Raw genomic sequence first — 24,943 nt, 5'->3', positions numbered from 1 at the left:
CGCGATGTTGATTGTAAGTTCTTTGGCGTAAAGTACACCAAAGGCGGCGAATCATACAGAATTTGACCAACGTATGCAAACTGATCCGCACGCCGCTTTTACTAATGTGTATACTAACGCGCCACTTTTCAAGTCAGGAAGATTCGATGCCCGTCGCTCACGTTGCCCTGCCCGTTCCGCTTCCCCGCACCTTTGACTACCTGCTGCCCGACAGCATGAGCGCCAAAGCGGGTTGCCGCGTGACCGTGCCGTTTGGCAAACAGCAGCGCGTGGGGATCGTCGTCTCCGTCAGCGATAAAAGCGAATTACCGCTTAACGAGCTGAAGTCGGTCGTTGAGGTACTGGACAGCGAGCCCGTTTACTCTACCAGCACCTGGCGACTGCTGCTGTGGGCGGCGGATTATTATCATCACCCGATTGGCGACGTGCTGTTCCACGCCCTGCCAATCATGCTGCGCCAGGGCAAAAGCGCCAGCCATGCGCCGATGTGGTACTGGTTTGCCACCGAGCAGGGCCAGGCGGTGGATATCAACAGCCTGAAGCGATCGCAGAAACAGCAGCAGGCGCTGGCGGCGCTGCGTCAGGGAAAAATCTGGCGACATCAGGTCGACGAGCTTGAGGTCAGCGAAACGGCGCTACAGGCCTTAAGAAAGAAAGGGCTGAGCGAACTTGCCAGCGAAGCTCCCGCTCTTTACGACTGGCGGGAGAGTTTCTCCGTTTCAGGGGATCGCCTGCGTCTGAATACCGAGCAGGCCACCGCCGTGGGCGCGATTCATAGCGCCTCCGATCATTTTTCTGCCTGGCTGCTGGCGGGGGTCACCGGTTCCGGCAAGACCGAAGTCTACCTGAGCGTGCTGGAAAACGTGCTGGCTCAGGGCAAACAGGCGCTGGTGATGGTGCCGGAAATTGGCCTGACGCCGCAAACCATCGCCCGATTCCGCGAGCGCTTTAACGCGCCGGTTGAGGTGCTGCACTCCGGTCTGAACGACAGCGAACGCCTCAGCGCCTGGCTGAAAGCGAAAAACGGCGAAGCGGCGATTGTGATCGGCACCCGCTCGTCTCTGTTTACGCCGTTTAAAAATCTTGGCGTTATCGTGATCGACGAAGAACACGACAGCTCCTATAAACAGCAGGAAGGCTGGCGCTATCACGCCCGCGATCTGGCGGTCTATCGCGCGCACAGTGAGCAGATTCCTATTATTCTCGGGTCCGCAACGCCGGCGCTCGAAACCCTGCACAACGTGCGCCAGCGTAAGTACCACATGCTGCGCCTGACGCGTCGGGCGGGGAATGCCCGTCCGGCCATTCAGCACGTGCTTGATCTTAAAGGTCAGCAGGTTCAGGCCGGGCTAGCGCCGGCATTGATTACCCGCATGCGCCAGCACCTGCAGGCGGGGAACCAGGTCATTCTGTTTCTGAACCGCCGCGGATTCGCCCCCGCCCTGCTGTGCCACGACTGCGGCTGGATTGCCGAGTGTCCGCGCTGCGACCACTACTATACCTTCCACCAGGCCCAGCGGCATTTGCGCTGCCACCACTGCGACAGCCAGCGCCCGGTGCCGCGCCAGTGCCCGTCGTGTGGTTCCACGCATATCGTGCCGGTCGGTCTGGGGACGGAACAGCTGGAACAGGCGCTTGGCCCCTTCTTCCCGGACGTGCCTATTTCGCGTATCGACCGTGACACCACCAGCCGCAAGGGCGCGCTGGAACAGCAGCTGGCGGAAGTGCATCGCGGCGGCGCACGCATCCTGATTGGCACCCAGATGCTGGCCAAAGGCCACCACTTCCCGGACGTCACGCTGGTTGCCCTGCTGGACGTAGACGGCGCGCTGTTTTCGGCAGATTTCCGCTCAGCCGAGCGCTTCGCCCAGCTTTATACCCAGGTGGCAGGGCGTGCCGGTCGCGCCGGTAAACAGGGCGAAGTGGTGTTGCAAACGCACCATCCTGAGCACCCGCTGCTGCAAACCCTGCTGCATAAAGGCTATGACGCATTTGCCGAGCAGGCGCTGGCCGAACGCCAGACCATGCAGCTGCCGCCGTGGACCAGCCACGTCATCATCCGCGCGGAAGATCACAACAACCAGCAGGCGCCGCTTTTCCTGCAGCAGCTGAGAAACCTCCTGCAGGCCAGCCCGCTGGTGGATAATCAGCTGTGGATCCTGGGCCCGGTGCCGGCACTCGCACCAAAACGCGGCGGACGTTTCCGCTGGCAAATCTTACTTCAGCACCCCTCACGTGTTCGCCTGCAGCATATCGTCAGCGGCACGCTGGCGCTCATCAACACGCTGCCGGAAGCGCGAAAAGTGAAGTGGGTACTGGACGTCGATCCCATCGAAGGCTGAAGACGGATCGAAAAATTTAACGCTCCTCACACTTTTTATGAAAATTCTGTAACCGATTCCATTAACTATCTGTAAAAATGGTGATGTCAGAAGTTCGGTGTTCAGGCGAGGAGAAGACGTTGAAGTCCAGGAAAGAGGTTGCACCGGCGACCATGAAAGACGTTGCCCAGAAAGCACAAGTCTCTACGGCAACGGTATCCCGCGCATTAATGAACCCGGATAAAGTCTCCCAAGCGACCCGTAACCGGGTAGAGCAGGCTGCGCTTGAAGTGGGCTATTTCCCACAGGCGATGGGGCGTAACGTCAAACGCAATGAGTCGCGCACCATTCTGGTGATTGTGCCGGATATCTGCGACCCCTTCTTCAGCGAGATTATCCGCGGTATTGAAGTTACGGCAGCGGAACAGGGTTACCTGGTGCTGATTGGCGACTGTGCTCATCAGAACCAGCAGGAAAAAACCTTCATCGATCTCATTATCACCAAGCAGATCGACGGCATGCTGCTGCTTGGCTCTCGTCTGCCGTTTGATGCCAGCATTGAAGAGCAGCGTAATTTACCGCCGATGGTGATGGCCAACGAGTTTGCGCCGGAGCTGGAGCTGCCGACGGTCCACATTGATAACCTCACCGCCGCGTTCAACGCCGTAAACTATCTCCAGGAGCTGGGGCATAAGCGCATTGGCTGTATTGCCGGGCCTGAAGAGATGCCGCTGTGTCACTATCGCTTGCAGGGCTACGTTCAGGCGCTGCGCCGTACCGGCGTCACCGTCGATCCGCACTACATTGCGCGCGGTGACTTTACCTTCGCCGCGGGTGGACAAGCGCTTGAGAAACTTCTGGACCTGCCTGAACCGCCAACCGCCGTATTTTGTCACAGCGACGTGATGGCGCTGGGCGCATTGTCGTACGCCAAACGCCGCGGCCTTCGCATACCGAAAGATTTATCGATCATCGGATTCGATAATATTTCGCTTTCAGAATTTTGCGATCCGCCGCTCTCAACGGTCGCTCAGCCGCGCTACCAAATCGGCCGCGAAGCGATGCTGCTTCTGCTGGATCAGCTTCACGGTCAAACAGTTAGCAGCGGCTCGCGGTTGCTGGACTGTGAACTGATTGTCCGCGGCACTACCCAGGCATTGACTTAAAGTAAACGTCTTTCGGATACCCTTATCTGGTCAAAGCCCCGCCGCTTAAGTAACATGGCGGACTGACGAACGAATAAATACAGCGAAACGATAGTGGCACAACGAGATTATGTACGTCGCGGCCAGCCGGCACCTTCGCGACGCAAAAAGAGTAGCTCAAGGAAAAAGCAACGTAACCTGCCTGCTGTCTCGCCAGCAATGGTCGCTATTGCTGCGGCTGTAGTCGTCGCCTTTATTGGTGGCCTGTACTTCATCACGCACCATAAAAAAGAAGAGTCTGAAGCGCTTCAGGCCAGTAAAGTTGCCGGAAATGGCCTTCCTCCGAAGCCTGAAGAGCGCTGGCGGTATATCAAAGAGCTGGAAAGCCGTCAGCCTGGGGTGCGTGCGCCAACCGAACCTTCTGCGGGTGGTGAAGTGCAGAATGCGAATCAGCTGACGGATGAACAGCGTCAGCTGCTGGCCCAAATGCAGGCCGATATGCGCCAGCAGCCTACGCAGCTGAACGAAGTGCCGTGGAATGAGCAAACGCCAGCACAGCGCCAGCAAACGCTGCAGCGACGTCAGGCGCAACAGCAGATCCAGCAGCAGCAGTGGGCGCAAACCCAGCCGGTGCAGCAGCCGAAAGCACAGCCGCGGGTAACGGAACAGCCATACCAGCAGCCGACGCGTACGGCGCAGTCTCAGCCTGTCCAGCAGCAGCCGAAAACGCAGCCGCAGAAACAGGCCGCTCAGCCGTATCAGGATCTGCTCCAGACGCCAGCGCATACCACCGCGCAGCAGCCGAAAACGCAGCAGGCCGCGCCGGTGACCAAAGAGACCGAAGCGCCGAAGCAGACGGCTGAGAAAAAAGACGAGCGCCGCTGGATGGTACAGTGCGGTTCGTTCAAAGGCGCAGAGCAGGCGGAAACGGTACGTGCTCAGCTGGCCTTTGAAGGGTTTGATTCGCGTATTACCACCAATAACGGCTGGAATCGCGTGGTGATTGGTCCGGTCAAAGGCAAAGAAAATGCCGATGGCACCATTTCTCGGTTGAAAATCGCCGGGCACACAAACTGCATTCGACTCGCTTCCGGGGGTTGAAACCCCCGAAATCCCCCCCATCTATCATTTAATTCAGCCCTGAGCACAGGCTCAGGGCTTCTGTTTCCCGATTCTGTAACCAGGGGGTCTGCTCGTGACAACAATAGTAAGTGTACGCCGTAACGGCCATGTGGTAATCGCCGGTGATGGCCAGGCCACGCTGGGTAATACCGTCATGAAAGGCAACGTGAAGAAAGTGCGCCGCCTCTACAACGACAAAGTGATCGCCGGTTTTGCAGGCGGCACGGCGGACGCCTTCACGCTGTTTGAACTGTTTGAACGCAAACTGGAAATGCACCAGGGTCATCTGGTGAAAGCTGCCGTTGAGCTGGCGAAAGACTGGCGTACCGACCGCATGCTGCGCAAGCTCGAAGCGCTGCTGGCCGTGGCCGATGAAACCGCCTCGCTGATCATCACCGGTAACGGTGACGTCATTCAGCCGGAAAATGACCTGATTGCCATCGGCTCTGGCGGCCCTTATGCCCAGGCTGCAGCCCGCGCGCTGTTGGAAAATACCGACATGAATGCGCGTGATATCGCGGTGAAGGCGTTGGATATTGCAGGTGATATCTGCATTTATACCAACCACAACCACACCATCGAAGAATTGACCTCCAAAGCGTAAGGATCTCCCATGTCTGAAATGACCCCACGCGAAATTGTCAGCGAACTGAACAAACACATTATCGGCCAGGATAACGCCAAGCGTTCGGTGGCTATCGCCCTGCGTAACCGCTGGCGTCGTATGCAGCTTGATGAAGAGCTGCGCCACGAAGTGACGCCGAAAAACATTCTGATGATCGGCCCGACCGGCGTCGGTAAAACCGAAATCGCCCGTCGTCTGGCGAAGCTGGCTAACGCGCCGTTCATCAAAGTTGAAGCCACCAAGTTCACCGAAGTGGGCTATGTGGGTAAAGAAGTGGACTCCATCATCCGCGATCTGACCGACTCGGCGATCAAGATGGTGCGCGTCCAGGCGATCGAGAAAAACCGCTATCGCGCGGAAGAGATGGCCGAAGAGCGCATTCTCGACGTGCTGATTCCACCGGCAAAAAACAACTGGGGCCAGGCAGAGCAGCAGGCGGAACCATCCGCGGCGCGCCAGGCATTCCGCAAAAAACTGCGTGAAGGCCAGCTGGACGACAAAGAGATTGAGATCGATCTCGCTGCCGCGCCAATGGGTGTGGAAATCATGGCGCCTCCGGGCATGGAAGAGATGACCAGCCAGCTCCAGTCCATGTTCCAGAACCTGGGCGGCCAGAAGCAGAAAGCGCGTAAGCTGAAAATCAAAGACGCGATGAAGCTGCTGATTGAAGAAGAAGCGGCGAAGCTGGTAAACCCGGAAGAGCTGAAGCAGGACGCTATCGACGCGGTTGAGCAGCACGGTATCGTGTTTATCGACGAAATCGACAAAATTTGTAAGCGCGGCGGCAACAGCTCCGGTCCGGACGTATCCCGCGAAGGCGTTCAGCGCGACCTGCTGCCGCTGGTTGAAGGCTGCACCGTCTCCACCAAGCACGGCATGGTGAAAACGGACCACATCCTGTTTATCGCTTCAGGGGCGTTCCAGGTTGCCAGCCCGTCGGATTTGATCCCCGAACTGCAGGGGCGTCTGCCTATCCGCGTAGAGCTGCAGGCGCTGACCACCGAAGATTTCGAACGTATCCTGACCGAGCCGAACGCCTCTGCTACCGTACAGTACAAAGCGCTGATGGCGACCGAAGGCGTGAACCTCGAGTTCACTGAAGACGGTATCAAGCGTATTGCTCAGGCCGCATGGCAGGTCAACGAAACCACCGAGAACATCGGTGCGCGTCGCCTGCATACCGTGCTGGAACGCCTGGTGGAAGATATCTCTTACGACGCGAGCGACCTTAACGGTCAAACCGTTACCATTGACGCAGAATATGTGAGTAAACATCTGGATGCGTTAGTGGCAGATGAAGATCTGAGCCGTTTTATCCTATAATCGCGGTTACTGGATTCTCATCACGTTTAATGGGGGCTAATGCCCCCATTTTTATTGGCTAAATACTTATGACTGACATCAGCCGTACTCAGGCGTGGCTCGAAAGTCTGCGCCCTAAAACGCTTCCTCTGGCCTTTGCCGCGATTATCGTCGGCACCGCCCTTGCCTGGTGGCAGGGTTATTTTGATCCGCTGGTCGCCGCGCTGGCACTGATTACCGCTGGCCTGCTGCAAATTCTCTCCAATCTCGCCAACGACTACGGCGACGCGGTAAAGGGCAGCGACAAGCCGGACCGCATAGGGCCACTGCGCGGAATGCAGAAAGGGGTGATTACCCAGGCGCAGATGAAACGCGCGCTGATTATCACCGTAGCGCTGATCTGCGTATCCGGCCTTGCGCTGGTGACGGTGGCGTCTAAGACCACCAGCGATTTCATTGGCTTCCTGGTGCTGGGTTTACTGGCCATTATCGCGGCCATCACCTACACCGTCGGCACGCGTCCTTACGGTTATATTGGGCTCGGGGATATCTCCGTACTGGTGTTCTTCGGCTGGCTGAGCGTGATGGGAAGCTGGTACCTGCAGGCGCATACGGTGATCCCTGCCCTGTTCCTGCCCGCGACCGCCTGCGGTCTGCTGGCGACGGCGGTGCTCAACATCAACAACCTGCGCGACATCGACAGCGATCGCGAGAACGGCAAAAACACCCTGGCGGTTCGTCTGGGGCCGGTCAATGCGCGCCGCTATCACGCCTGTTTGCTCATTGGCGCGCTGGTTTGCCTGGCGCTGTTTAACCTGATTTCCTTGCAGAGCTTGTGGGGCTGGCTGTTTGTGCTTGCCGCGCCGCTGCTGATTAAGCAGGCCCGCTTTGTGATGCGTGAACTCAGCCCGTCCGCCATGCCGCCAATGCTGGAGCGCACGGTAAAAGGCGCGTTGCTGACTAACCTGTTGTTCGTCATCGGGATTGTTTTAAGCCAGACGCTGCGTTAGCTGACAAATATCAATTAACAATTGATGATTTTGCCAACAACGCATTTCGCACGATATACTGAACACATTCGCAGCAACTGAGCGTTAAACCTATGAAATACGATACCTCCGAGCTTTGTGACATCTACCAGGAAGATGTCAACGTCGTTGAACCGCTGTTCTCCAACTTTGGTGGGAGGTCGTCGTTTGGCGGTCAAATCGTCACGGTGAAATGTTTCGAGGACAACGGGTTGCTGTACGATCTGCTCGAACAGAATGGCCGCGGCCGCGTTCTTGTGGTCGACGGCGGCGGTTCCGTGCGCCGTGCATTAATTGATGCTGAACTGGCCGGCATTGCCGTTCAGAATGAGTGGGAAGGCCTTGTGGTGTATGGTTCCGTACGTCAGGTGGACGATCTGGAAGACCTGGATATCGGGATTCAGGCCATCGCGGCCATACCGGTAGGGGCGGCGGGTGACGGCATCGGCGAAAGCGACGTGCGCGTCAATTTCGGCGGCGTGACCTTCTTCTCCGGGGACCATCTCTACGCCGATAATACCGGCATTATCCTGTCCGAAGACCCGCTGGATATCGAGTAGTAAAAAGTCAGCGAGAACCATAAAAAAACCGCCAACAGCAATGTGGCGGTTTTTTTGTCCCCTCAGGATTCGCGGTCCGTTGGGAAGTTTTGCAGACTAACACCAGGGAGTTTCATCATACTCTCGTCCAAACCTTGGGCAACCCCTCAGAACCTTTATAAAATCCTAATTGTCTATGAATACCTTAACTCCACGGTTGATGCTCATTATGATGAAGCGTCCCTTTCCGCCATCTCGCAAATGGGCATCGGCCCAGGGAAAGGTGTATTCACTACCGTAAAGCAGGCTAACACCAGGGCTTGTGTCCACCGACTTATCACCGGTGGTGAACGGTGGAGCGGTTAGCTGCAGGGACCGCATAATGAAACGCTATTTATGTATCGCGTTCATTGTCGCCAGCGTACTCGTTGTAAAGAGTGATGAACCGAATGTGTTCGTTGCTTTTGCTATGACAGCGCAGGACAAGTAGCGTTAAGGCCGCCTTTGGCGGCCTTTTTTATGGTGAGCCCCGGCTGACATCAAATCATAAAAAAGCCGGGTGGCGGCTTCGCCTTACCCGGCCTGTTCAATTCATCCCGTAGGGAATTAGACCTCTTCCATACGTCCCAGCAGCGCCTGCAGGCGATCCTGCCAGCCGTTCTGCTGTTCGCGCAGCTGGTTGTTTTCGCGCTCCAGTTCTTCGCGGCCGTGCTGAGCGTTCTGAACTTCCTGCGCCAGGCTGTTGTTCTTCTCTTTCAGCTCTTCAATTTCCATCTGCAGCAGGGTGATGGTGTCAATCGCCTGCTGTACTTTCGATTCCAGTTTCTCAAACACTTCTAAAGACATGATGCTACCTCTCCTGAATTGCAAGGCGACGCTTTAACATAAACGCGCACGACATATACCGTCGATTGTATGGAGCGCGGCGCTCTGTGTCCAGCGACACACCGCGCAGATCGCGGTTTGCAACACTTTTAGGTCTGGTCCTGGTGTGTTCGCGTCATATACCCCTAAATTGTTAACTGATTCGTTAATGAAATGATTCAGCTCACATTCCTGTACTGATGCAAAAATGTGCTTTATGGCGCGAAAACGCTCATTTTATTGACGCAGACCACACATTTTGATTTCGATATTTCTCGTTTTTGCTCGTTAACGATAAATTAACACTATGTCTACAGGGCATCGTGGCTGTCACGGGCGGCCATGCTAACAATAAACATCAATTTCTTCAGGATTCCGATTATGAGTCAGACATCAACCTTAAAAGGCCAGTGCATTGCCGAGTTCCTTGGTACCGGGTTGTTGATATTCTTCGGAGTGGGCTGTGTCGCTGCACTGAAAGTGGCGGGTGCCAGTTTTGGTCAGTGGGAAATCAGTATCATCTGGGGTCTGGGCGTGGCGATGGCCATCTACCTGACTGCAGGGGTTTCTGGTGCACATCTTAACCCGGCGGTGACAATCGCACTGTGGCTGTTCGCGTGCTTTGACGGACGCAAAGTTGTTCCTTTCATTCTTTCTCAGTTTGCCGGCGCGTTTTGCGCAGCGGCGTTAGTTTACGGGCTTTATTACAATCTTTTCATCGACTTCGAACAGACGCATCATATGGTACGCGGCAGCGTCGAAAGTCTGGATCTGGCAGGCATCTTCTCAACCTACCCTAACCCGCATATTAATTTTGTGCAGGCGTTCGCAGTTGAAATGGTGATTACCGCTATTCTGATGGGCGTTATCCTGGCGCTGACCGACGACGGAAACGGCATTCCGCGCGGCCCGCTGGCACCCCTGCTGATTGGTTTGCTGATTGCGGTAATTGGCGCATCCATGGGCCCGCTGACCGGATTCGCGATGAACCCGGCACGTGATATCGGACCAAAAGCCTTCGCCTTTATCGCTGGCTGGGGCGACGTCGCCTTCACCGGTGGCAAAGATATTCCTTACTTCCTGGTACCGCTGTTTGCGCCGGTTGTCGGGGCTGCGCTGGGTGCGTTTAGCTACCGCAAATTAATTGGTCGCCACTTACCGTGCGACACCTGTGTGGAAGAGGAGAAGGAAACGACTTCTACCGCACAACAAAAAGCTTCGCTGTAATCTGACTACGGGACACATACCATGACCGAAAAAAAATATATCGTTGCGCTCGACCAGGGCACTACCAGCTCCCGCGCTGTCGTAATGGATCATGACGCGAACATCGTCAGCGTGTCACAGCGCGAATTTGAGCAAATTTATCCTCGTCCAGGCTGGGTAGAACACGACCCAATGGAGATTTGGGCGTCACAAAGCTCCACGCTGGTCGAAGTGCTGGCGAAAGCCGATATCAGTTCCGACGAGATTGCCGCGATTGGTATTACCAACCAGCGTGAAACGACGATTGTCTGGGAACGTGAAACCGGTAAGCCCATTTACAACGCTATCGTCTGGCAGTGCCGCCGTACATCCGAGATCTGCGAACAGCTGAAGCGCGACGGTATGGAAGAGTACGTTCGCAGCGCCACCGGTTTGGTGGTTGACCCGTATTTCTCCGGCACCAAAGTGAAATGGATCCTCGACCACGTAGAAGGTTCACGCGAGCGTGCTAAACGCGGCGAGCTGCTGTTCGGTACCGTCGATACCTGGCTTATCTGGAAGATGACCCAGGGACGCGTTCACGTGACCGACTACACCAACGCCTCGCGTACCATGCTGTTCAACATCAACACCCTGGAGTGGGATGACAAGATGCTGGACGCGCTGGACATTCCGCGCGCGATGCTGCCTGAAGTGCGTAAGTCTTCAGAAGTATACGGCCAGACTAACATCGGCGGTAAAGGCGGCACCCGTATTCCTATTGCCGGTATCGCCGGTGACCAGCAGGCGGCGCTGTTCGGCCAGCTGTGCGTCAAGGAAGGGATGGCGAAGAACACCTACGGCACCGGCTGCTTTATGCTGATGAACACCGGCGAGAAAGCGGTGAAATCAGAAAACGGCCTGTTGACCACCATCGCCTGCGGCCCGCGCGGCGAAGTGAACTATGCCCTGGAAGGTGCGGTGTTCATGGCGGGTGCATCCATTCAGTGGCTGCGCGACGAGATGAAGCTGATCAGCGATGCGTTCGACTCAGAGTACTTCGCGACCAAAGTGAAAGACACCAACGGCGTGTACGTGGTGCCTGCGTTCACCGGTCTGGGCGCGCCGTACTGGGACCCGTATGCACGCGGCGCAATTTTCGGCCTGACGCGCGGTGTGAACTCTAACCACATTATTCGCGCTACTCTCGAATCCATCGCCTACCAGACACGCGACGTGCTGGAAGCGATGCAGGCTGACTCCGGCATTCGTCTGCACGCCCTGCGCGTGGACGGCGGTGCGGTAGCGAATAACTTCCTGATGCAGTTCCAGTCCGACATTCTCGGCACCCGCGTTGAGCGCCCTGAAGTGCGTGAAGTCACGGCGCTGGGCGCGGCGTACCTTGCCGGTCTGGCGGTAGGCTTCTGGCAGAACCTGGACGAGCTGCAGGAAAAAGCGGTTATCGAACGCGAATTCCGCCCGGGCATCGAAACCACCGAGCGTAACTTCCGCTACAGCGGCTGGAAAAAAGCGGTGAAACGCGCCCTGGCGTGGGAAGAGCACGAAGAGTAATCCCCCTCACCCCGGCCCTCTCCCCAAAGGGGAGAGGGTGTTTTAAGTCCCCTCGCCCCTTTGGGGAGAGGGTTAGGGTGAGGGGAGTACAGACCGCACCTTACCCACTCTGTGATAAACTTCGTGCAATTCCTTTTGATTGCACGAGTACCTCATGAAACGTGAACTTGCTATCGAGTTTTCCCGCGTCACCGAAGCGGCCGCACTTGCAGGCTATAAATGGCTGGGCCGTGGCGACAAAAATACCGCAGACGGCGCAGCCGTCCATGCCATGCGTATTGTACTTAACCAGGTCAACATTGACGGCACCATCGTGATCGGCGAAGGCGAGATCGACGAAGCGCCGATGCTCTACATCGGTGAAAAAGTCGGTACCGGCAAAGGCGATGCCGTGGATATCGCGGTTGACCCGATCGAAGGCACCCGCATGACGGCAATGGGTCAGGCCAATGCGTTAGCGGTGCTGGCCGTGGGCGATAAAGGCTGCTTCCTCAACGCGCCGGACATGTACATGGAAAAGCTGATTGTCGGTCCAGGCGCGAAAGGCGCAATCGACCTTAGCCTGCCGCTGGAAGAGAACCTGCACAACATCGCCAAAGCCCTGGGCAAACCCCTTAGCGAACTCACCGTCACCATTCTGGCGAAACCGCGCCACGACGCCACTATCGCGCAAATGCAAAAGCTCGGCGTGCGCGTGTTTGCTATCCCTGACGGTGACGTTGCCGCCTCGATCCTGACCTGCATGCCGGACAGCGAAGTCGACGTGCTGTACGGCATCGGTGGCGCGCCGGAAGGTGTGGTCTCCGCGGCAGTGATCCGCGCGCTGGATGGCGATATGCAGGCCCGTCTGCTGCCCCGCCATGAGGTGAAAGGCGACAGCGAAGAGAACCGCCGTATCGGGGAAAACGAGCTGGCGCGCTGCGAAGCGATGGGCATCGAGGCCAATAAAGTGCTGGCTCTGGACGAGATGGCGCGTAGCGATAACGTTGTCTTCTCGGCGACCGGCATCACCAAAGGCGATCTGCTGGACGGCATCACCCGCAAGGGCAATATGGCCACCACTGAAACCCTGCTGATCCGCGGTAAATCACGCACCATTCGCCGCATCCAGTCTATCCACTATCTCGACCGCAAAGACCCGGACGTGCAGACGCACATTCTGTAAAACCGTTTGATCGATAGAGCTTTCCGGCCCTGACGGGCTGGAAATTGTCACCACAAGTACGGAAGATAGAACAGAGAAACAGCACAGGAGAAGATCATGGCGGACTGGGTAACAGGTAAAGTCACAAAGGTACAGTTCTGGACCGATGCGCTATTTAGTCTCACCGTACATGCTCCCGTTCACCCGTTTAAGGCCGGGCAATTTGCGAAGCTGGGGCTGGACGTCGACGGCGAGCGCGTGCAGCGCGCCTACTCTTACGTTAACGCGCCTGATAACCCGGATCTCGAGTTCTATCTGGTCACCGTTCCTGACGGTAAGCTCAGCCCGCGCCTTGCCGCCCTTAAGCCCGGCGACGAGGTGCAAATTGTGAGTGAAGCGGCAGGCTTCTTTGTGCTCGAAGAGATCCCTGACTGCGACACGCTCTGGATGCTGGCAACCGGTACGGCCATCGGCCCTTATCTCTCTATTTTGCAGTACGGCAAAGATCTGGAGCGCTTTAAAAACATCGTGCTGGTTCACGCTGCGCGCTACGCTGCAGACCTGAGCTATTTGCCGCAAATGCAGGCGCTGGAGCAGCAGTACGGCGGAAAGCTAAAGATTCAGACGGTTGTCAGCCGCGAAACCGTAGCAGGAGCGCTTACCGGCCGCGTGCCGGCGTTAATTGAGAGTGGAGCCCTGGAAGAGGCAGTAGGTTTGCCGCTGAACGCTGAAACCAGCCACGTCATGCTGTGCGGCAACCCGCAGATGGTACGTGACACGCAGCAGCTCCTGAAGGATACCCGGCAGATGACGAAACATCTTCGCCGCCGGCCGGGCCATATGACCGCCGAACACTACTGGTGATCAGCGGTATTTCACCTCAACGGTGTCTTTACCGTATTTGTTTTCGCTCTGGGTGCCAATAAACGCGCCCAGATCGACAATCATCATCACGAAGATGACCGACGGCAGCAGCCTGCCCACAACCCACGGCAGGATGGACGGCAGCATCGCCCAGTTTCCCGCCACCAGCATCCACGCCAGAATAATCAGAAATGCCCACGCGCCGGAACGTCCGCGATCGTGCAGCCGTTTTACGACAACCGCCGCCGTTGGCCATAGCAGGCAGACCAGCGCGAAGGCCGCCGTTTGCGTGCTCAGCCAGGCGTTGTAAGCCACGAAAAACAAAAGCAGCATGGCGACAACCCACGTCACCATCCAGATCCAGAAATCACGGCGTCCAATACGCCCTTTGAATGAAAACAGCCACTGCTGTATGGTCATGTAAGGTTCCTTATTATCGTATAGCGCGCATTTTACCCTGGAGTTGTGACCTTTTGACAAGCCGACCAGATATCGTTTTAATCATGAGCACTTACGGCCAGGGGCAATGTTGATGAAAAGTTCGGCACGTTCTCTTTTACTGTGTTTAGCGCTGGTCAGCGCGGGTTATCCCCTGCACGCCGCCGAAACCACAGCCCCGACCACAGCACCGTATCTGCTGGCGGGCGCACCGTCCTTCGATCAGTCCATCAGCCAGTTTCGTGAAACCTTTAATCAGACCAACCCCACGCTGCCGCTGGATGAGTTTCGCGCCATTGATGGCTCACGCGATACCCCCACACTGACCCGTGCGGCAAGCAAGATTAACGAGAATTTGTATGCTTCCACGGCGCTGGAGCGCGGTACATTAAAAATCAAAAGCATGCAAATCACCTGGCTGCCGATACAGGGGCCAGAGCAGAAAGCCGCTAAGGCGAAAGCGCTGGAGTACATGAGCGCGGTACTGCAGGCCTTTACCCCTGCGCTGACGAAAAAGCAAAGCCAGCAAAAGCTGCAAAAACTCCTTACCGCCGGGAAAAACAAGCGTTACTACGCTGATACCGAAGGCGCAATCCGCTATGTTGTGGCGGACAACGGCGAAAAAGGACTGACCTTCGCTGTTGAACCGATTAAGCTGGCACTATCTGACACCCTCGGCGGGGCGAATTAATGACAAAAAGCAAAGCCTTTCGAGGGAAAATCTCTATACTGATTCACAGACCATGCTGCCCGACAGGGTGGCCATATTCCTTAATTCGCTTATTTAGCGTGGAGAATTGAAATGCGACATCCTTTAGTGATGGGTAACTGGAAACTGAACGGCAGCCGCCACATGGTAAACGAACTGGTTGCGAACCTGCGTAAAGAGCTGGCTGGCGTGACGGGCTGCGCGGTTGCTATCGCTCCGCCGGATATGTACCTGGATCTGGCTAAACACGCCGCTGACGGCAGCCACATCATTCTGGGCGCGCAGAACGTTGACGTTAACCTGTCTGGCGCATTCACCGGTGAAACCTCCGCTGAAATGCTGAAAGATATCGGCGCGAAATACATCATCATCGGCCACTCCGAGCGTCGCACCTATCACAAAGAATCCGACGAGTTCATCGCGAAGAAATTTGCCGTGCTGAAAGAGCAGGGTCTGATCCCGGTTCTGTGCATCGGTGAAACCGAAGCGGAAAACGAAGCGGGCAAAACCGAAGAAGTGTGTGCACGTCAGATCGACGCAGTGCTGAAAACCCAGGGCGCGGCAGCGTTCGAAGGCGCTGTTATCGCATACGAGCCAGTCTGGGCGATCGGTACCGGCAAATCTGCAACCCCTGCGCAGGCTCAGGCGGTTCACAAATTCATTCGTGACCACATTGCTAAAGCCGACGCGAAAGTCGCTGAGCAAGTGATTATCCAGTACGGCGGTTCCGTAAACGCTTCCAACGCTGCTGAGCTGTTCACCCAGCCAGACATCGATGGCGCGCTGGTTGGCGGTGCATCCCTGAAAGCTGACGCTTTCGCGGTGATCGTTAAGGCAGCAGAAGCGGCTAAACAGGCGTAATTGCCTTTGTGGCGGGTGGCGCTTGCGCTTACCCGCCGCTCTTCTCCCCCCTCTCCCTTAGGGAGAGGGGTGGGGTGAGGGGAAACACCTCGCACCGAACTACACTTTCCCCAGCAAACTAAACCACAGATAATCCAGCGGCAGCAGTACCAGATACGTTGCGATAGCCAGCGCCAGACAGAGCACCATCCCCGCCCTTGCAGGCACCTTCCCGAGCCCCATAGCCACCACAATCGGCGACGCCTGATACGGCAGCAGCGGCGTGGAATAGCCCAGCACCTGAATCATGATTACCGACAGTAGCGGAAAACCGGTCGCGTCCGAAAAACTCTGCGCCAGGGTGGTGTACAGCGCCGGAACGCCGTTGGCGGTCATGATGAAGTTGAGCGCCGTGGTAATACCGGTCAGCGCCAGGAAACTGGTGAACGGCCTGTCTGCATCCAGCGGCATAATGCGAAGCAATGCCTCGCCCACGGCCGTTCCGATACCGGTTTGCGTCACCACGATCGCCAGCCCAAGAATGCCCGCGACGTAAATACAGGTGCGCATGTTCACCCCCGCAGAAAACTCTTCCCCGGTGATAAAGCCAATGCGCGGCAGCATAACGATGACCGACGCCGCCAGCCCCGTCCACGCTGGCCCTACGCCGTGCCAGCTCTCCGTGACCCACATCCCCAGCACCACCGCCAGCAGCCAGGCAAGACGCTTTTCATCCCGCCCCATAGGATCAGACGGCGCCTGTTCATTCGGCGGTTTTGGGCTGCCGGGAAATAGCCAGCAGATGAGGCCAATCAGAATCAGGCCTTTGAGGATACCGAGCACCGGCGTGTGCAGCAGCAGATACGGGACATAGTTCAGATGGATGCCGTACGAGCCTTCCGCCGCACCGCTCATCACCAGATTGGGGACGTTTGCAGGCAGGATCGTCGCCGAAAGCTGGAAAGTCCCGAACCCCACCGCCAGCGCCAGTCCGAACCAGGCGCGGGAGCCGTCGGCGATACCGGCGCGTTTTGCCATAGCTGCGACAATCGGCATCAGCAGCGCAATACGTCCCATGTTCGACGGCATCACAAACGCCAGCGCGTAGCTCAGCAGCACCACGCTCGCCACCATCAACACCCAGGAGTCGGTGAGTTTTGCCGACAGCGCCCGGGCGGCCCTGTCCGCCAGTCCGGTTTTACGGATCGCCACGCCAAGCACAAAGCCACTGAATACCAGCCAGAAAGCAGACGAGGCAAAACCGCCGAAGATGACCTCCGGCGGGGCGATTCTGGCGGTCATCGCCGCCGTGAAGAACAGCAGCGCGGTGATAAATTCCGGCAATAACGACGTCGCCCACAGCACGATGGTGACGCCAACGATCAGTGAGGGCAGCAGCAGAGGATGCGTTAACCAGAGCGACATACCTGTCTCCTGTAGAATTTTTCAGCAAGTCTACGGTGACAGGCAGCCCGAGTAAACGCGATTTATGGTGGGGTTACTTCAGGATAGTGCATTGATGATCCTGCAGTTCCTCCGCGGACGCGCGGTTAAACGTGAGCAGGTTACGCTCGGTCGCCAGCAAAACAAAAGAGCCATCCGACTGCTGCGCCATTGCCAGCGCGAAACGCCCCATATGGTCGCGCGCTTCCGGCAGCTCTTCCGCCAGCATCATAAACGGGCTGCGCTTGACCAGTTCATTCTCCGTTACGCGACGAGCAAGATATTCATGTCCTTCCAGCCCCCCGGGAAGAGGCAGCCACTGGGTGCTGATTTCTCCCTGTGCCGCGTTGAGCTTCTCGCGCACGTCCGGGCGCAGGCAGGAGATATGAATATGAAAATGGTTCTGCGTGCGGCCAGTCGGGGAGTTAATCGTCAGCGAAATGGCGCTGTCAGGCACCTCGGATCCACGCTTCAGGGTCATAAAGCTGCGCGACTGCCACGCCAGCCAGAAAAAGTTCGGCGTATGAGCTTCGGTCAGCAGCGGGCTCTCGGTGCCGTTGATGCGATATGTCGGCATCAGCAGGTATTGCAGCGGCCCGTTGCGATCTTTAAATACCACATAGCCTGCATCCGTTTTCACCTGCGCACAGGGTGCAGGGTTACGGTTCTGGATCTGATTCGGCACACACTGGTCGAGAACGATATGTCGCAACGTATTCGGATTACCCGCCTTCATCCAGTACACGCCGCCAGCAGCAAGGGCGATGACAATGAGGAGCAATAAGATAATTTTTTTCACAACGCGTTCCCTGTTTTCAGTAGAGGCAAAAGAGTAACGCAAAATGATGACCAAATAAAAAACCCGGCGGATTTCTCACGCCGGGTCACCGTGTCACAGGCTAATGGTTAGCGCTGGCTAATTTGGTCGAAGGTACCGCCATTGGAGAAGTGCTCTTTCTGCGCTTTCGTCCAGCCGCCGAACACATCGTCAATAGTGAATAGCTTCAGTTTTGGGAACTCCCCTTCGTATTTCTTGGCGACCGCCGCATCGCGTGGACGATAGAAGTTTTTCGCCGCAATTTCCTGGCCTTCTGGCGAGTACAGATACTTCAGGTAGGCTTCCGCCACCGCTTTGGTATCTTTCTTCTCAACCACTTTATCGACCACGGAAACGGTCGGCTCAGCCAGAATCGATTCGCTCGGGGTCACGATCTCAAATTTGTCTTTGCCCAGCTCGTGGGTCGCCAGCAGGGCTTCGTTTTCCCATGCGATCAGCACGTCGCCAATCCCGCGCTCGACGAAGGTGTTGGTGGCGCCACGCGCGCCGGAGTCCAGCACCTCAACGTTTTTATACAGCGCCTTCACGAATTCCTGCGCTTTGGCCTGGTCGCCATTGTTGTGATGCAGTGCATAGCCCCATGCGCCCAGGTAGTTCCAGCGAGCGCCGCCGGAGCTTTTCGGGTTCGGGGTAATCACAGAAACGCCCGGTTTGATCAGGTCGTTCCAGTCTTTAATTTGTTTCGGGTTTCCTTTACGCACCAGGAAGACGATGGTCGAGGTGTAGGGTGCGGAGTTATCCGGCAGGCGTTTGATCCAGTTTTTGTCGATGCGGCCGCGCTCGGCGATCGCGTCGACATCGTAGGCCAGCGCCAGGGTCACCACGTCGGCTTCAATACCGTTTATCACGGACGTCGCCTGCTTGCCGGAGCCGCCATGCGACTGGCGAACCACCACGTTATCGCCGGTTTCCTGCTTCCAGTGTGCTGCAAACGCTTTGTTGTATTGCTCGTACAGCTCACGCGTCGGGTCGTATGACACGTTCAGTAACTGGATATCCTTAGCCAGAACGCTGGTCGATGCCAGCAATAATGTTAAACCCACGCCCCATTTATTCATCGCCCAGCTCTCTTGTGTAGTGTTTTGATGAATGCAGCGTGCCAGAAAGCGAATCGAGGATTAAAGAATAAAAAAAGATTGGCTATAACGTAGTGGAATAAAAAAGCGTGCGCGCATAAAAAAGCCGGGTGGCGGCTACGCCTTACCCGGCCTACGAGTCGTGCTTTTGTAGGCCCGGTAAGCGCAGCGCCACCGGGCAACAGAACCGATCAGTACAGTTTTTTCGCGCAGTCCAGCCAGTCACCTTTGAACGGACGCTTCATGTTTTCAATCGCGTCGATGATGTCGTGGTGAACCAGTTTTTCGTTCTGAATACCGACGCAGCGGCCGCCGTGACCCTGCAGCAGCAGATCGATAGCGTACGCGCCCATACGGGACGCCAGAATACGGTCGTAAGGGCCTGGGGAACCGCCGCGCTGGATGTGACCCAGAACGGTCGCGCGGGTTTCGCGTTTGGTTTCGGCTTCGATGTACTTCGCCAGCTCGTCAACGTCACAGATGTGCTCGGTGATAGCCACGATCGCGTGTTTTTTACCTTTCGCGATGCCCGCTTTGATTTCAGCCACCAGATCTTCACGGCTAAATTCGACTTCCGGCACGACGATAAATTCGCAACCGCCCGCAATGGCTGCCGCCAGCGTCAGGTCGCCACAGTAACGGCCCATCACTTCAACGATAGAGATACGCTGGTGAGAAGAAGAGGTGTCACGCAGACGGTCAATCGCTTCAACAACGGTACCCAGTGCAGTAAAGAAGCCGATCGTGTAGTCAGTACCTTTGATGTCGTTGTCGATGGTGCCCGGCAGACCGATGCACGGGAAGCCCATTTCGGTCAGACGTTTTGCACCCATGTAGGAGCCGTCACCACCGATAACCACCAGGGCGTCCAGGCCGCGTTTCTTCATGTTTTCGATAGCCACTTCGCGAACGTGTTCATCACGGAATTCCGGGAAGCGTGCAGAGCCGAGGAAAGTACCGCCACGGTTGATCATGTCAGACACGCTGTAACGGTCGAGCTGAACCATACGATCTTCATACAGGCCCAGATAACCGTCATAAACGCCAAAAACTTCCAGGCCTTCCGTCAGCGCTGCACGGACAACACCACGAATTGCCGCGTTCATGCCCGGCGCATCACCGCCGCTTGTCAACACACCGATTTTCTTAATCATGACTACCTCTGAACTTAGGAATGCAAAATTGAAATCTGTTGCCGGAAGAAACTTATCGACCAACGAATACTGCAAATAGTATATCAATCCCTTCCAGCTGAATTGATTCAGGTCAGACCAAACGGCGGTAATTTATACACAAAATGCTGGCCTGGCTCACTTTTTTACAACGAATTACGAAAGCCCAACATGACCGGGTACAACCGAGCAGGGATCCTGGTGAATGATGACGTCTGAACCAGGAAAACGCTGCAAAATCGCCTGCTCGACCTGCTCAGCAATAACGTGAGCCTGAACCAGTGGCAGGTTGTCTTCCATTTCAATATGAATCTGAATAAAGCGGGTCGGCCCTGACTGCCGCGTTCGAAGATCGTGTGCACCGCTGACGCCGGGCCAGGAGGTCACGATAGAAAAAATTTCATTACGTTCTGAGTCCGGGAGGGCGCGGTCAAGCAGTGATTGCACCGCTTCATACCCCATCCGCAGGGCGCTATATAAAATATAGATACCAATCCCTAACGCAAATAACGCATCGGCGCGATGCCAGCCATACCAGGCCAGACCGAGCGCAATAAGAATAGCCCCATTCATCATAACATCAGATTGATAATGAAGCATATCCGCCCGTACAGCCTGACTTTGCGTTTTGCGAACAACCCAGCGCTGGAACGTTACCAGAACAAGTGTGCATATAAGCGCAACGATCGTCACAACTACGCCCACGCCGGGATCGTTCATCGGTGTCGGCGAAACGAGATGCTGAATGCCGGTTAAAAACAGGAACAGCGCAGAGCCGGAAATGAACATACTTTGCGCCAGCGCGGCCAGCGACTCCGCTTTGCCGTGCCCAAATGTGTGCTCTTCATCCGCTGGCTGCAGCGAGTAACGCACCACCAGCAGGTTGGTCAACGAGGCGGCAATGTCCATCAGCGAGTCCACCAGCGCCGCCAGAATACTGACCGAGCCGGTATACCACCAGGCAAAGATTTTAATCAGTAACAGGCTGGAGGCCATGACGGTCGCCGCAATGGCGGCCCGGCTTACCAGTCTTCCATAGGATTGATTCATAAACGCTCCTGTCATGTCATGCCGCTAGTATAACGGAAGCATGGGGAGTCTAAGGATGAATAAACGGTTAACAGCGCGGATGCGGGGCAAAAAAAACCCCCACATCATGTGGGGGAAGACAGGGATGGTGTCTATGGCAAGGAAAACAGGGTTTACTGGTTACTACGGGTACTGCTATTGCTACTGAAAAACGTCGTTTCTGAGCTTCGCTGCATCCGTGCAACCTCACGCAGCTGGTCCATTCGCTGCTGATGTCTGGCATTCAAAACCGCTTGCTGCTCGGGCGTTAGCAGATGGAACATCTGGTTGCGGACCTTCGCCATCTCTACCTGGCGGGCAACCTGTTCCTGTGCCATTTTTTCGGCCTGAGCGCGAACAGCGCTTTCGTCAAAATTTTCTGCGGTGACAAGGCGATGCATTGTCTCCATTTCGCTAACATTAACAGGGGGCTGGTCGTGTCGTGCCCTCTGCATCAGATCTCGCATCTGTTGACGCTGATGTTCGGTTAAACTTATGCCGTCAAACATATGGCTTTGGCTGCTGTTCTGCGTTGCGCCCTCTTGTAAGGGACTGTTATCGCTGATGATAGCTTCAGCAGCCTGGCTAAACGCACTGAACGCCAGCGTTGAGGCCATGACGGCAGCGGTAACTTTGCGCATCACTTGCTCCCAAAATCTTTCGTGTCGCGATTCAACGAGAGACAGTCTACGATTCAGGCTGCAAACATGCGTCAGGGGGTGTAAAACAACGTAAAGTCATGGATTAGACAGCCTTGATGTCGTAATTTCTGCCTCGGAGGTATTTAAACAATGAATAAAATCCTGTTAGTTGATGATGACCGAGAGCTCACATCCCTTTTAAAGGAGTTGCTCGACATGGAAGGTTTCAACGTCCTGGTTGCCCATGATGGCGAGCAGGCGCTGAGTCTCCTTGACGACAGCATCGATTTACTTTTGCTCGACGTGATGATGCCGAAGAAAAACGGTATTGATACGTTGAAAGAGCTTCGCCAGACACACCAGACTCCCGTTATTATGCTGACCGCGCGCGGCAGCGAACTTGACCGCGTACTCGGCCTTGAGCTGGGCGCGGATGACTATTTACCCAAGCCGTTTAATGACCGTGAACTGGTTGCCCGTATTCGCGCTATCCTGCGTCGTTCCCACTGGAGCGAGCAGCAGCAAAATACCGACAACAGCTCACCCACCCTTGAAGTCGACTCTCTGAGCCTGAACCCGGGCCGTCAGGAAGCAAGCTTTGATGGCCAGACGCTGGAACTGACCGGCACGGAGTTCACCCTGCTGTATCTGCTGGCGCAGCACCTCGGCCAGGTGGTTTCGCGTGAACATCTAAGCCAGGAAGTGCTGGGCAAACGCCTCACCCCGTTTGACCGCGCCATCGACATGCACATCTCTAACCTGCGCCGTAAGCTGCCGGAGCGTAAAGACGGTCACCCATGGTTTAAAACCCTGCGTGGTCGCGGTTATCTGATGGTTTCCGCTTCATGATAGGAAGCTTAACCGCCCGCATCTTCGCCATCTTCTGGCTGACGCTGGCACTGGTTTTAATGCTCGTTTTGATGTTGCCAAAACTCGACTCACGCCAGATGACGGAGCTTCTCGACAGCGAGCAACGTCAGGGCGTGATGATCGAGCAGCACGTGGAAGCCGAGCTGGCAAACGATCCGCCAAACGATTTAATGTGGTGGCGCAGGCTGTTTCGCGCTATCGACAAGTGGGCGCCGCCCGGACAACGCCTGCTGCTGGTGACCAGCGAAGGCCGCGTGATTGGGGCCGATCGCAATGAAATGCAGATTATCCGCAACTTCATTGGCCAGGCGGATAATGCCGATCATCCCCAGAAGAAGAAATATGGCCGCGTAGAGATGGTAGGGCCTTTCTCCGTCAGGGACGGAGAGGATAATTATCAGCTCTATCTGATCCGTCCGGCGAGCAACTCCCAGTCTGATTTTATCAACCTGCTGTTTGACCGCCCTCTCCTGCTGCTGATTGTCACCATGCTGGTCAGCTCACCGCTGCTGTTATGGCTGGCGTGGAGCCTGGCAAAACCGGCGCGTAAACTGAAGAATGCCGCCGATGAGGTGGCGCAGGGTAACCTGCGACAACACCCTGAACTGGAAGCAGGTCCGCAGGAGTTCCTTGCCGCCGGAACCAGTTTTAACCAGATGGTGAGCGCCCTCGATCGTATGATGACCGCACAGCAACGTCTGCTGTCGGATATCTCGCACGAGCTGCGTACCCCGCTTACGCGCTTGCAGCTTGGCACCGCGCTGCTGCGCCGCCGCAGCGGTGAGAGCAAAGAGCTGGAGCGTATTGAAACGGAAGCGCACCGCCTGGACAGCATGATCAACGACCTGCTGGTCATGTCGCGCAATCAGCAGAAAAACGCGCTGGTCAGCGAAACGGTGAAAGCGAATCACCTCTGGCACGAGGTGCTGGACAACGCGGCGTTCGAAGCGGAACAGATGGGTAAATCTTTCACCGTCAACTTCCCGCCGGGCCCGTGGCCGCTGTACGGAAACCCCAACACGCTGGAAAGCGCGCTGGAGAACATCGTGCGTAACGCTCTTCGCTACTCGCATACGAAGATTGAGGTGGCGTTCTCGGTGGATAAAGACGGGATCACCGTCATTGTCGATGATGACGGCCCAGGCGTGAGCCCGGAAGACCGCGAGCAGATTTTCCGTCCGTTCTATCGTACCGATGAGGCGCGTGACCGGGAATCGGGCGGCACGGGACTGGGTCTGGCGATTGTTGAAACCGCCATGCAGCAGCACCGCGGCTGGGTGAAAGCCGACGACAGCCCGCTGGGTGGGCTACGGTTAACGCTGTGGCTACCGTTGTATAAGCGTTCGTAGCTGTTAGTGCCGGGTGGCGGCTTCGCCTTACCCGGCCTACTTTCTGCGGAGGACTATTTCCCCCACAATCTCCGCGAATTATCCTCGATCTTGCTGCTTAAACGCCGCTTCTGCATCGTTCTTGTCCAGCTGATGGATAATCCCGCCGCCGACAGCAGGCGGTGATACTGTTCGTCGTCAAACGGCATATGCCAGGCAATGGCGCAGGCGTCATAAACAGACACATCGCTCAGGCGCGACGCCAGCTCAAGCGGCGCGTCCGCTGAAACCTGCCCAGCCAGCACCACGCGATACAGCCAGCCGGTTTTACCCGCTTTTTGCAGCTGGGCCGACATATCCTGAATACCGAAGTGGTAGTTGAGCTTGAAGCACGGCGAGCGTGGCTGCGTCACCTGAATCAGGGCATCGCCCCAGCGGTAGATATCACCGATAAACACGTTCTTTTCGGTGAGCCCTTCGGTGGAGAGATTCTCCCCAAACGCGGGGGCGACGAAGAGGTCCGCCTGCTCGGGAAACTCGCTTTTCCAGTGCTGATAGTGTTCGCGCGGGTAGTGGCACAGCGCGCGATCGGGCCCGCCGTGGATTTTCTTTTCGGCCTGCTCGTCACCCGCAAGCCCGAGGTCGGTTAACGTCAACTCACCGTCGACCTGAATTTTGGCGATGGCACTTGGGCGGCTGCCGTCGTACTCCCTTACCTTGCCTGTAAACACGTTCACCGGGTAATGCATTGCTGCCTCCATTACGCAGATACAAAAAAAGCGAGTCATAAGACTCGCTTCTCACAGGCG

24 protein-coding genes are annotated in these 24,943 nt (G+C 56.3%); 15 read left to right on the top strand and 9 right to left on the bottom strand.

From position 1 onward, the window contains the following. The first annotated feature begins 146 nt into the window (after positions 1-146). The 7 genes from priA to rraA all read left to right on the top strand — a co-directional run bounded on the left by priA (position 147) and on the right by rraA (position 8,103). Positions 147-2,342 carry a primosomal protein N' gene (gene priA / locus ACWKXN_RS21060; protein WP_029739193.1) on the top strand — a complete coding sequence of 732 codons (2,196 nt, stop codon included), beginning with the start codon at positions 147-149 and terminating at the stop codon, positions 2,340-2,342. Between the two features lie 119 nt (positions 2,343-2,461). Then, positions 2,462-3,487, top strand: coding sequence for a DNA-binding transcriptional regulator CytR (gene cytR, locus ACWKXN_RS21055; RefSeq protein ID WP_023309683.1), 1,026 nt, complete (start codon positions 2,462-2,464; stop codon positions 3,485-3,487). A 93-nt stretch (positions 3,488-3,580) separates the two neighbouring features. Next, complete coding sequence (gene ftsN, locus ACWKXN_RS21050; RefSeq protein ID WP_454544286.1) at positions 3,581-4,567, top strand: cell division protein FtsN; 987 nt, start codon at positions 3,581-3,583, stop codon at positions 4,565-4,567. Between the two features lie 94 nt (positions 4,568-4,661). Next, a complete protein-coding gene (gene hslV, locus ACWKXN_RS21045; protein ID WP_008501802.1) occupies positions 4,662-5,192 on the top strand; it encodes an ATP-dependent protease subunit HslV in 531 nt (176 codons plus the stop codon). Between the two features lie 9 nt (positions 5,193-5,201). Then, positions 5,202-6,536 carry an HslU--HslV peptidase ATPase subunit gene (gene hslU, locus ACWKXN_RS21040; RefSeq protein WP_023309685.1) on the top strand — a complete coding sequence of 445 codons (1,335 nt, stop codon included), beginning with the start codon at positions 5,202-5,204 and terminating at the stop codon, positions 6,534-6,536. A gap of 68 nt (positions 6,537-6,604) precedes the next feature. Then, positions 6,605-7,525, top strand: a complete 921-nt coding sequence (menA, locus tag ACWKXN_RS21035) for a 1,4-dihydroxy-2-naphthoate polyprenyltransferase (protein ID WP_023309686.1) — start codon at positions 6,605-6,607, stop codon at positions 7,523-7,525. A gap of 92 nt (positions 7,526-7,617) precedes the next feature. Beyond that, on the top strand, positions 7,618-8,103 hold the full coding sequence (rraA, locus tag ACWKXN_RS21030; RefSeq protein ID WP_023309687.1) for a ribonuclease E activity regulator RraA: 486 nt from the start codon (positions 7,618-7,620) through the stop codon (positions 8,101-8,103). A gap of 585 nt (positions 8,104-8,688) precedes the next feature. Here rraA and zapB read toward each other — a convergent pair. Then, positions 8,689-8,928, bottom strand: coding sequence for a septal ring assembly protein ZapB (gene zapB / locus ACWKXN_RS21025; RefSeq protein ID WP_010436935.1), 240 nt, complete (start codon positions 8,926-8,928; stop codon positions 8,689-8,691). A 399-nt stretch (positions 8,929-9,327) separates the two neighbouring features. On the opposite strand from zapB, the gene ACWKXN_RS21020 reads away from it, so the two are divergent. The 4 genes from ACWKXN_RS21020 (at position 9,328) to fpr (ending at position 13,711) form a co-directional block, all read left to right on the top strand. Next, the gene (locus ACWKXN_RS21020) at positions 9,328-10,173 is read left to right on the top strand and encodes an MIP/aquaporin family protein (protein WP_014885705.1); all 846 of its coding nucleotides are present in this window, start codon (positions 9,328-9,330) and stop codon (positions 10,171-10,173) included. Between the two features lie 21 nt (positions 10,174-10,194). Further along, complete coding sequence (glpK, locus tag ACWKXN_RS21015; protein WP_023309688.1) at positions 10,195-11,703, top strand: glycerol kinase GlpK; 1,509 nt, start codon at positions 10,195-10,197, stop codon at positions 11,701-11,703. Positions 11,704-11,857: 154 nt separating this feature from the next. Then, positions 11,858-12,868, top strand: coding sequence for a class II fructose-bisphosphatase (glpX, locus tag ACWKXN_RS21010; protein ID WP_032662725.1), 1,011 nt, complete (start codon positions 11,858-11,860; stop codon positions 12,866-12,868). A gap of 96 nt (positions 12,869-12,964) precedes the next feature. Further along, positions 12,965-13,711: a ferredoxin--NADP(+) reductase gene (fpr, locus tag ACWKXN_RS21005; protein ID WP_048978880.1), complete on the top strand. Its 747-nt coding sequence runs from the start codon at positions 12,965-12,967 to the stop codon at positions 13,709-13,711. Here fpr and ACWKXN_RS21000 read toward each other — a convergent pair whose 3' ends face one another. Next, positions 13,712-14,131: a DUF805 domain-containing protein gene (locus ACWKXN_RS21000; protein ID WP_023293600.1), complete on the bottom strand. Its 420-nt coding sequence runs from the start codon at positions 14,129-14,131 to the stop codon at positions 13,712-13,714. 112 nt (positions 14,132-14,243) lie between these two features. On the opposite strand from ACWKXN_RS21000, the gene ACWKXN_RS20995 reads away from it, so the two are divergent. After that, entirely contained in the window at positions 14,244-14,840 is a 597-nt protein-coding gene (locus tag ACWKXN_RS20995) for a DUF1454 family protein (protein WP_048978879.1), read from the top strand. A gap of 111 nt (positions 14,841-14,951) precedes the next feature. Beyond that, positions 14,952-15,719, top strand: a complete 768-nt coding sequence (gene tpiA, locus ACWKXN_RS20990; protein WP_014172206.1) for a triose-phosphate isomerase — start codon at positions 14,952-14,954, stop codon at positions 15,717-15,719. 99 nt (positions 15,720-15,818) lie between these two features. Here the strand turns inward: tpiA and ACWKXN_RS20985 are convergent, their stop codons facing one another. From ACWKXN_RS20985 to cpxP, 6 genes are all read right to left on the bottom strand, one after another. Next, entirely contained in the window at positions 15,819-17,123 is a 1,305-nt protein-coding gene (locus ACWKXN_RS20985; RefSeq protein WP_454544285.1) for an SLC13 family permease, read from the bottom strand. A gap of 73 nt (positions 17,124-17,196) precedes the next feature. Next, positions 17,197-17,940: a CDP-diacylglycerol diphosphatase gene (locus tag ACWKXN_RS20980; RefSeq protein WP_048981006.1), complete on the bottom strand. Its 744-nt coding sequence runs from the start codon at positions 17,938-17,940 to the stop codon at positions 17,197-17,199. A 107-nt stretch (positions 17,941-18,047) separates the two neighbouring features. Next, entirely contained in the window at positions 18,048-19,037 is a 990-nt protein-coding gene (locus ACWKXN_RS20975) for a sulfate ABC transporter substrate-binding protein (RefSeq protein WP_023309695.1), read from the bottom strand. Between the two features lie 209 nt (positions 19,038-19,246). Then, complete coding sequence (gene pfkA / locus ACWKXN_RS20970; protein WP_023309696.1) at positions 19,247-20,209, bottom strand: 6-phosphofructokinase; 963 nt, start codon at positions 20,207-20,209, stop codon at positions 19,247-19,249. 174 nt (positions 20,210-20,383) lie between these two features. Next, positions 20,384-21,277: a CDF family cation-efflux transporter FieF gene (gene fieF, locus ACWKXN_RS20965; RefSeq protein ID WP_023309697.1), complete on the bottom strand. Its 894-nt coding sequence runs from the start codon at positions 21,275-21,277 to the stop codon at positions 20,384-20,386. A gap of 152 nt (positions 21,278-21,429) precedes the next feature. Beyond that, entirely contained in the window at positions 21,430-21,936 is a 507-nt protein-coding gene (cpxP, locus tag ACWKXN_RS20960; RefSeq protein WP_032662714.1) for a cell-envelope stress modulator CpxP, read from the bottom strand. A gap of 150 nt (positions 21,937-22,086) precedes the next feature. Here cpxP and cpxR point away from each other — a divergent pair, with 150 nt between their 5' ends. Further along, the gene (gene cpxR, locus ACWKXN_RS20955) at positions 22,087-22,785 is read left to right on the top strand and encodes an envelope stress response regulator transcription factor CpxR (protein ID WP_006179159.1); all 699 of its coding nucleotides are present in this window, start codon (positions 22,087-22,089) and stop codon (positions 22,783-22,785) included. Beyond that, entirely contained in the window at positions 22,782-24,155 is a 1,374-nt protein-coding gene (cpxA, locus tag ACWKXN_RS20950) for an envelope stress sensor histidine kinase CpxA (RefSeq protein WP_023309731.1), read from the top strand. Before cpxR ends, cpxA begins: the two co-directional genes overlap by 4 nt. Positions 24,156-24,208: 53 nt before the next feature. On the opposite strand, the gene yiiM is transcribed toward cpxA, so the two are convergent. Continuing rightward, a complete protein-coding gene (gene yiiM, locus ACWKXN_RS20945; RefSeq protein WP_182931335.1) occupies positions 24,209-24,883 on the bottom strand; it encodes a 6-hydroxyaminopurine reductase in 675 nt (224 codons plus the stop codon). Positions 24,884-24,943: the final 60 nt, after the last annotated feature.

It is taken from the genome of Enterobacter sp. UPMP2060 (genome assembly GCF_053709655.1).
Note: the sequence above shows the minus strand (reverse complement) of the source record. Positions and strands in the feature narration are given on the sequence as shown.

Bases quoted from the DNA above. Each gene is read 5' to 3' on its own strand.
- hslU (WP_023309685.1), top strand. From the start codon at position 5,202: ATGTCTGAAATGACCCCACGCGAAATTGTCAGCGAACTGAACAAACAC.
- glpX (WP_032662725.1), top strand. From the start codon at position 11,858: ATGAAACGTGAACTTGCTATCGAGTTTTCCCGCGTCACCGAAGCGGCC.
- pfkA (WP_023309696.1), bottom strand. From the start codon at position 20,209: ATGATTAAGAAAATCGGTGTGTTGACAAGCGGCGGTGATGCGCCGGGC.
- ACWKXN_RS20995 (WP_048978879.1), top strand. From the start codon at position 14,244: ATGAAAAGTTCGGCACGTTCTCTTTTACTGTGTTTAGCGCTGGTCAGC.
- ACWKXN_RS21000 (WP_023293600.1), bottom strand. From the start codon at position 14,131: ATGACCATACAGCAGTGGCTGTTTTCATTCAAAGGGCGTATTGGACGC.
- cpxA (WP_023309731.1), top strand. From the start codon at position 22,782: ATGATAGGAAGCTTAACCGCCCGCATCTTCGCCATCTTCTGGCTGACG.
- ACWKXN_RS21020 (WP_014885705.1), top strand. From the start codon at position 9,328: ATGAGTCAGACATCAACCTTAAAAGGCCAGTGCATTGCCGAGTTCCTT.
- cpxR (WP_006179159.1), top strand. From the start codon at position 22,087: ATGAATAAAATCCTGTTAGTTGATGATGACCGAGAGCTCACATCCCTT.
- fieF (WP_023309697.1), bottom strand. From the start codon at position 21,277: ATGAATCAATCCTATGGAAGACTGGTAAGCCGGGCCGCCATTGCGGCG.
- ACWKXN_RS20975 (WP_023309695.1), bottom strand. From the start codon at position 19,037: ATGAATAAATGGGGCGTGGGTTTAACATTATTGCTGGCATCGACCAGC.
- fpr (WP_048978880.1), top strand. From the start codon at position 12,965: ATGGCGGACTGGGTAACAGGTAAAGTCACAAAGGTACAGTTCTGGACC.
- ACWKXN_RS20985 (WP_454544285.1), bottom strand. From the start codon at position 17,123: ATGTCGCTCTGGTTAACGCATCCTCTGCTGCTGCCCTCACTGATCGTT.
- glpK (WP_023309688.1), top strand. From the start codon at position 10,195: ATGACCGAAAAAAAATATATCGTTGCGCTCGACCAGGGCACTACCAGC.
- menA (WP_023309686.1), top strand. From the start codon at position 6,605: ATGACTGACATCAGCCGTACTCAGGCGTGGCTCGAAAGTCTGCGCCCT.
- cpxP (WP_032662714.1), bottom strand. From the start codon at position 21,936: ATGCGCAAAGTTACCGCTGCCGTCATGGCCTCAACGCTGGCGTTCAGT.
- priA (WP_029739193.1), top strand. From the start codon at position 147: ATGCCCGTCGCTCACGTTGCCCTGCCCGTTCCGCTTCCCCGCACCTTT.
- rraA (WP_023309687.1), top strand. From the start codon at position 7,618: ATGAAATACGATACCTCCGAGCTTTGTGACATCTACCAGGAAGATGTC.
- zapB (WP_010436935.1), bottom strand. From the start codon at position 8,928: ATGTCTTTAGAAGTGTTTGAGAAACTGGAATCGAAAGTACAGCAGGCG.
- tpiA (WP_014172206.1), top strand. From the start codon at position 14,952: ATGCGACATCCTTTAGTGATGGGTAACTGGAAACTGAACGGCAGCCGC.
- yiiM (WP_182931335.1), bottom strand. From the start codon at position 24,883: ATGCATTACCCGGTGAACGTGTTTACAGGCAAGGTAAGGGAGTACGAC.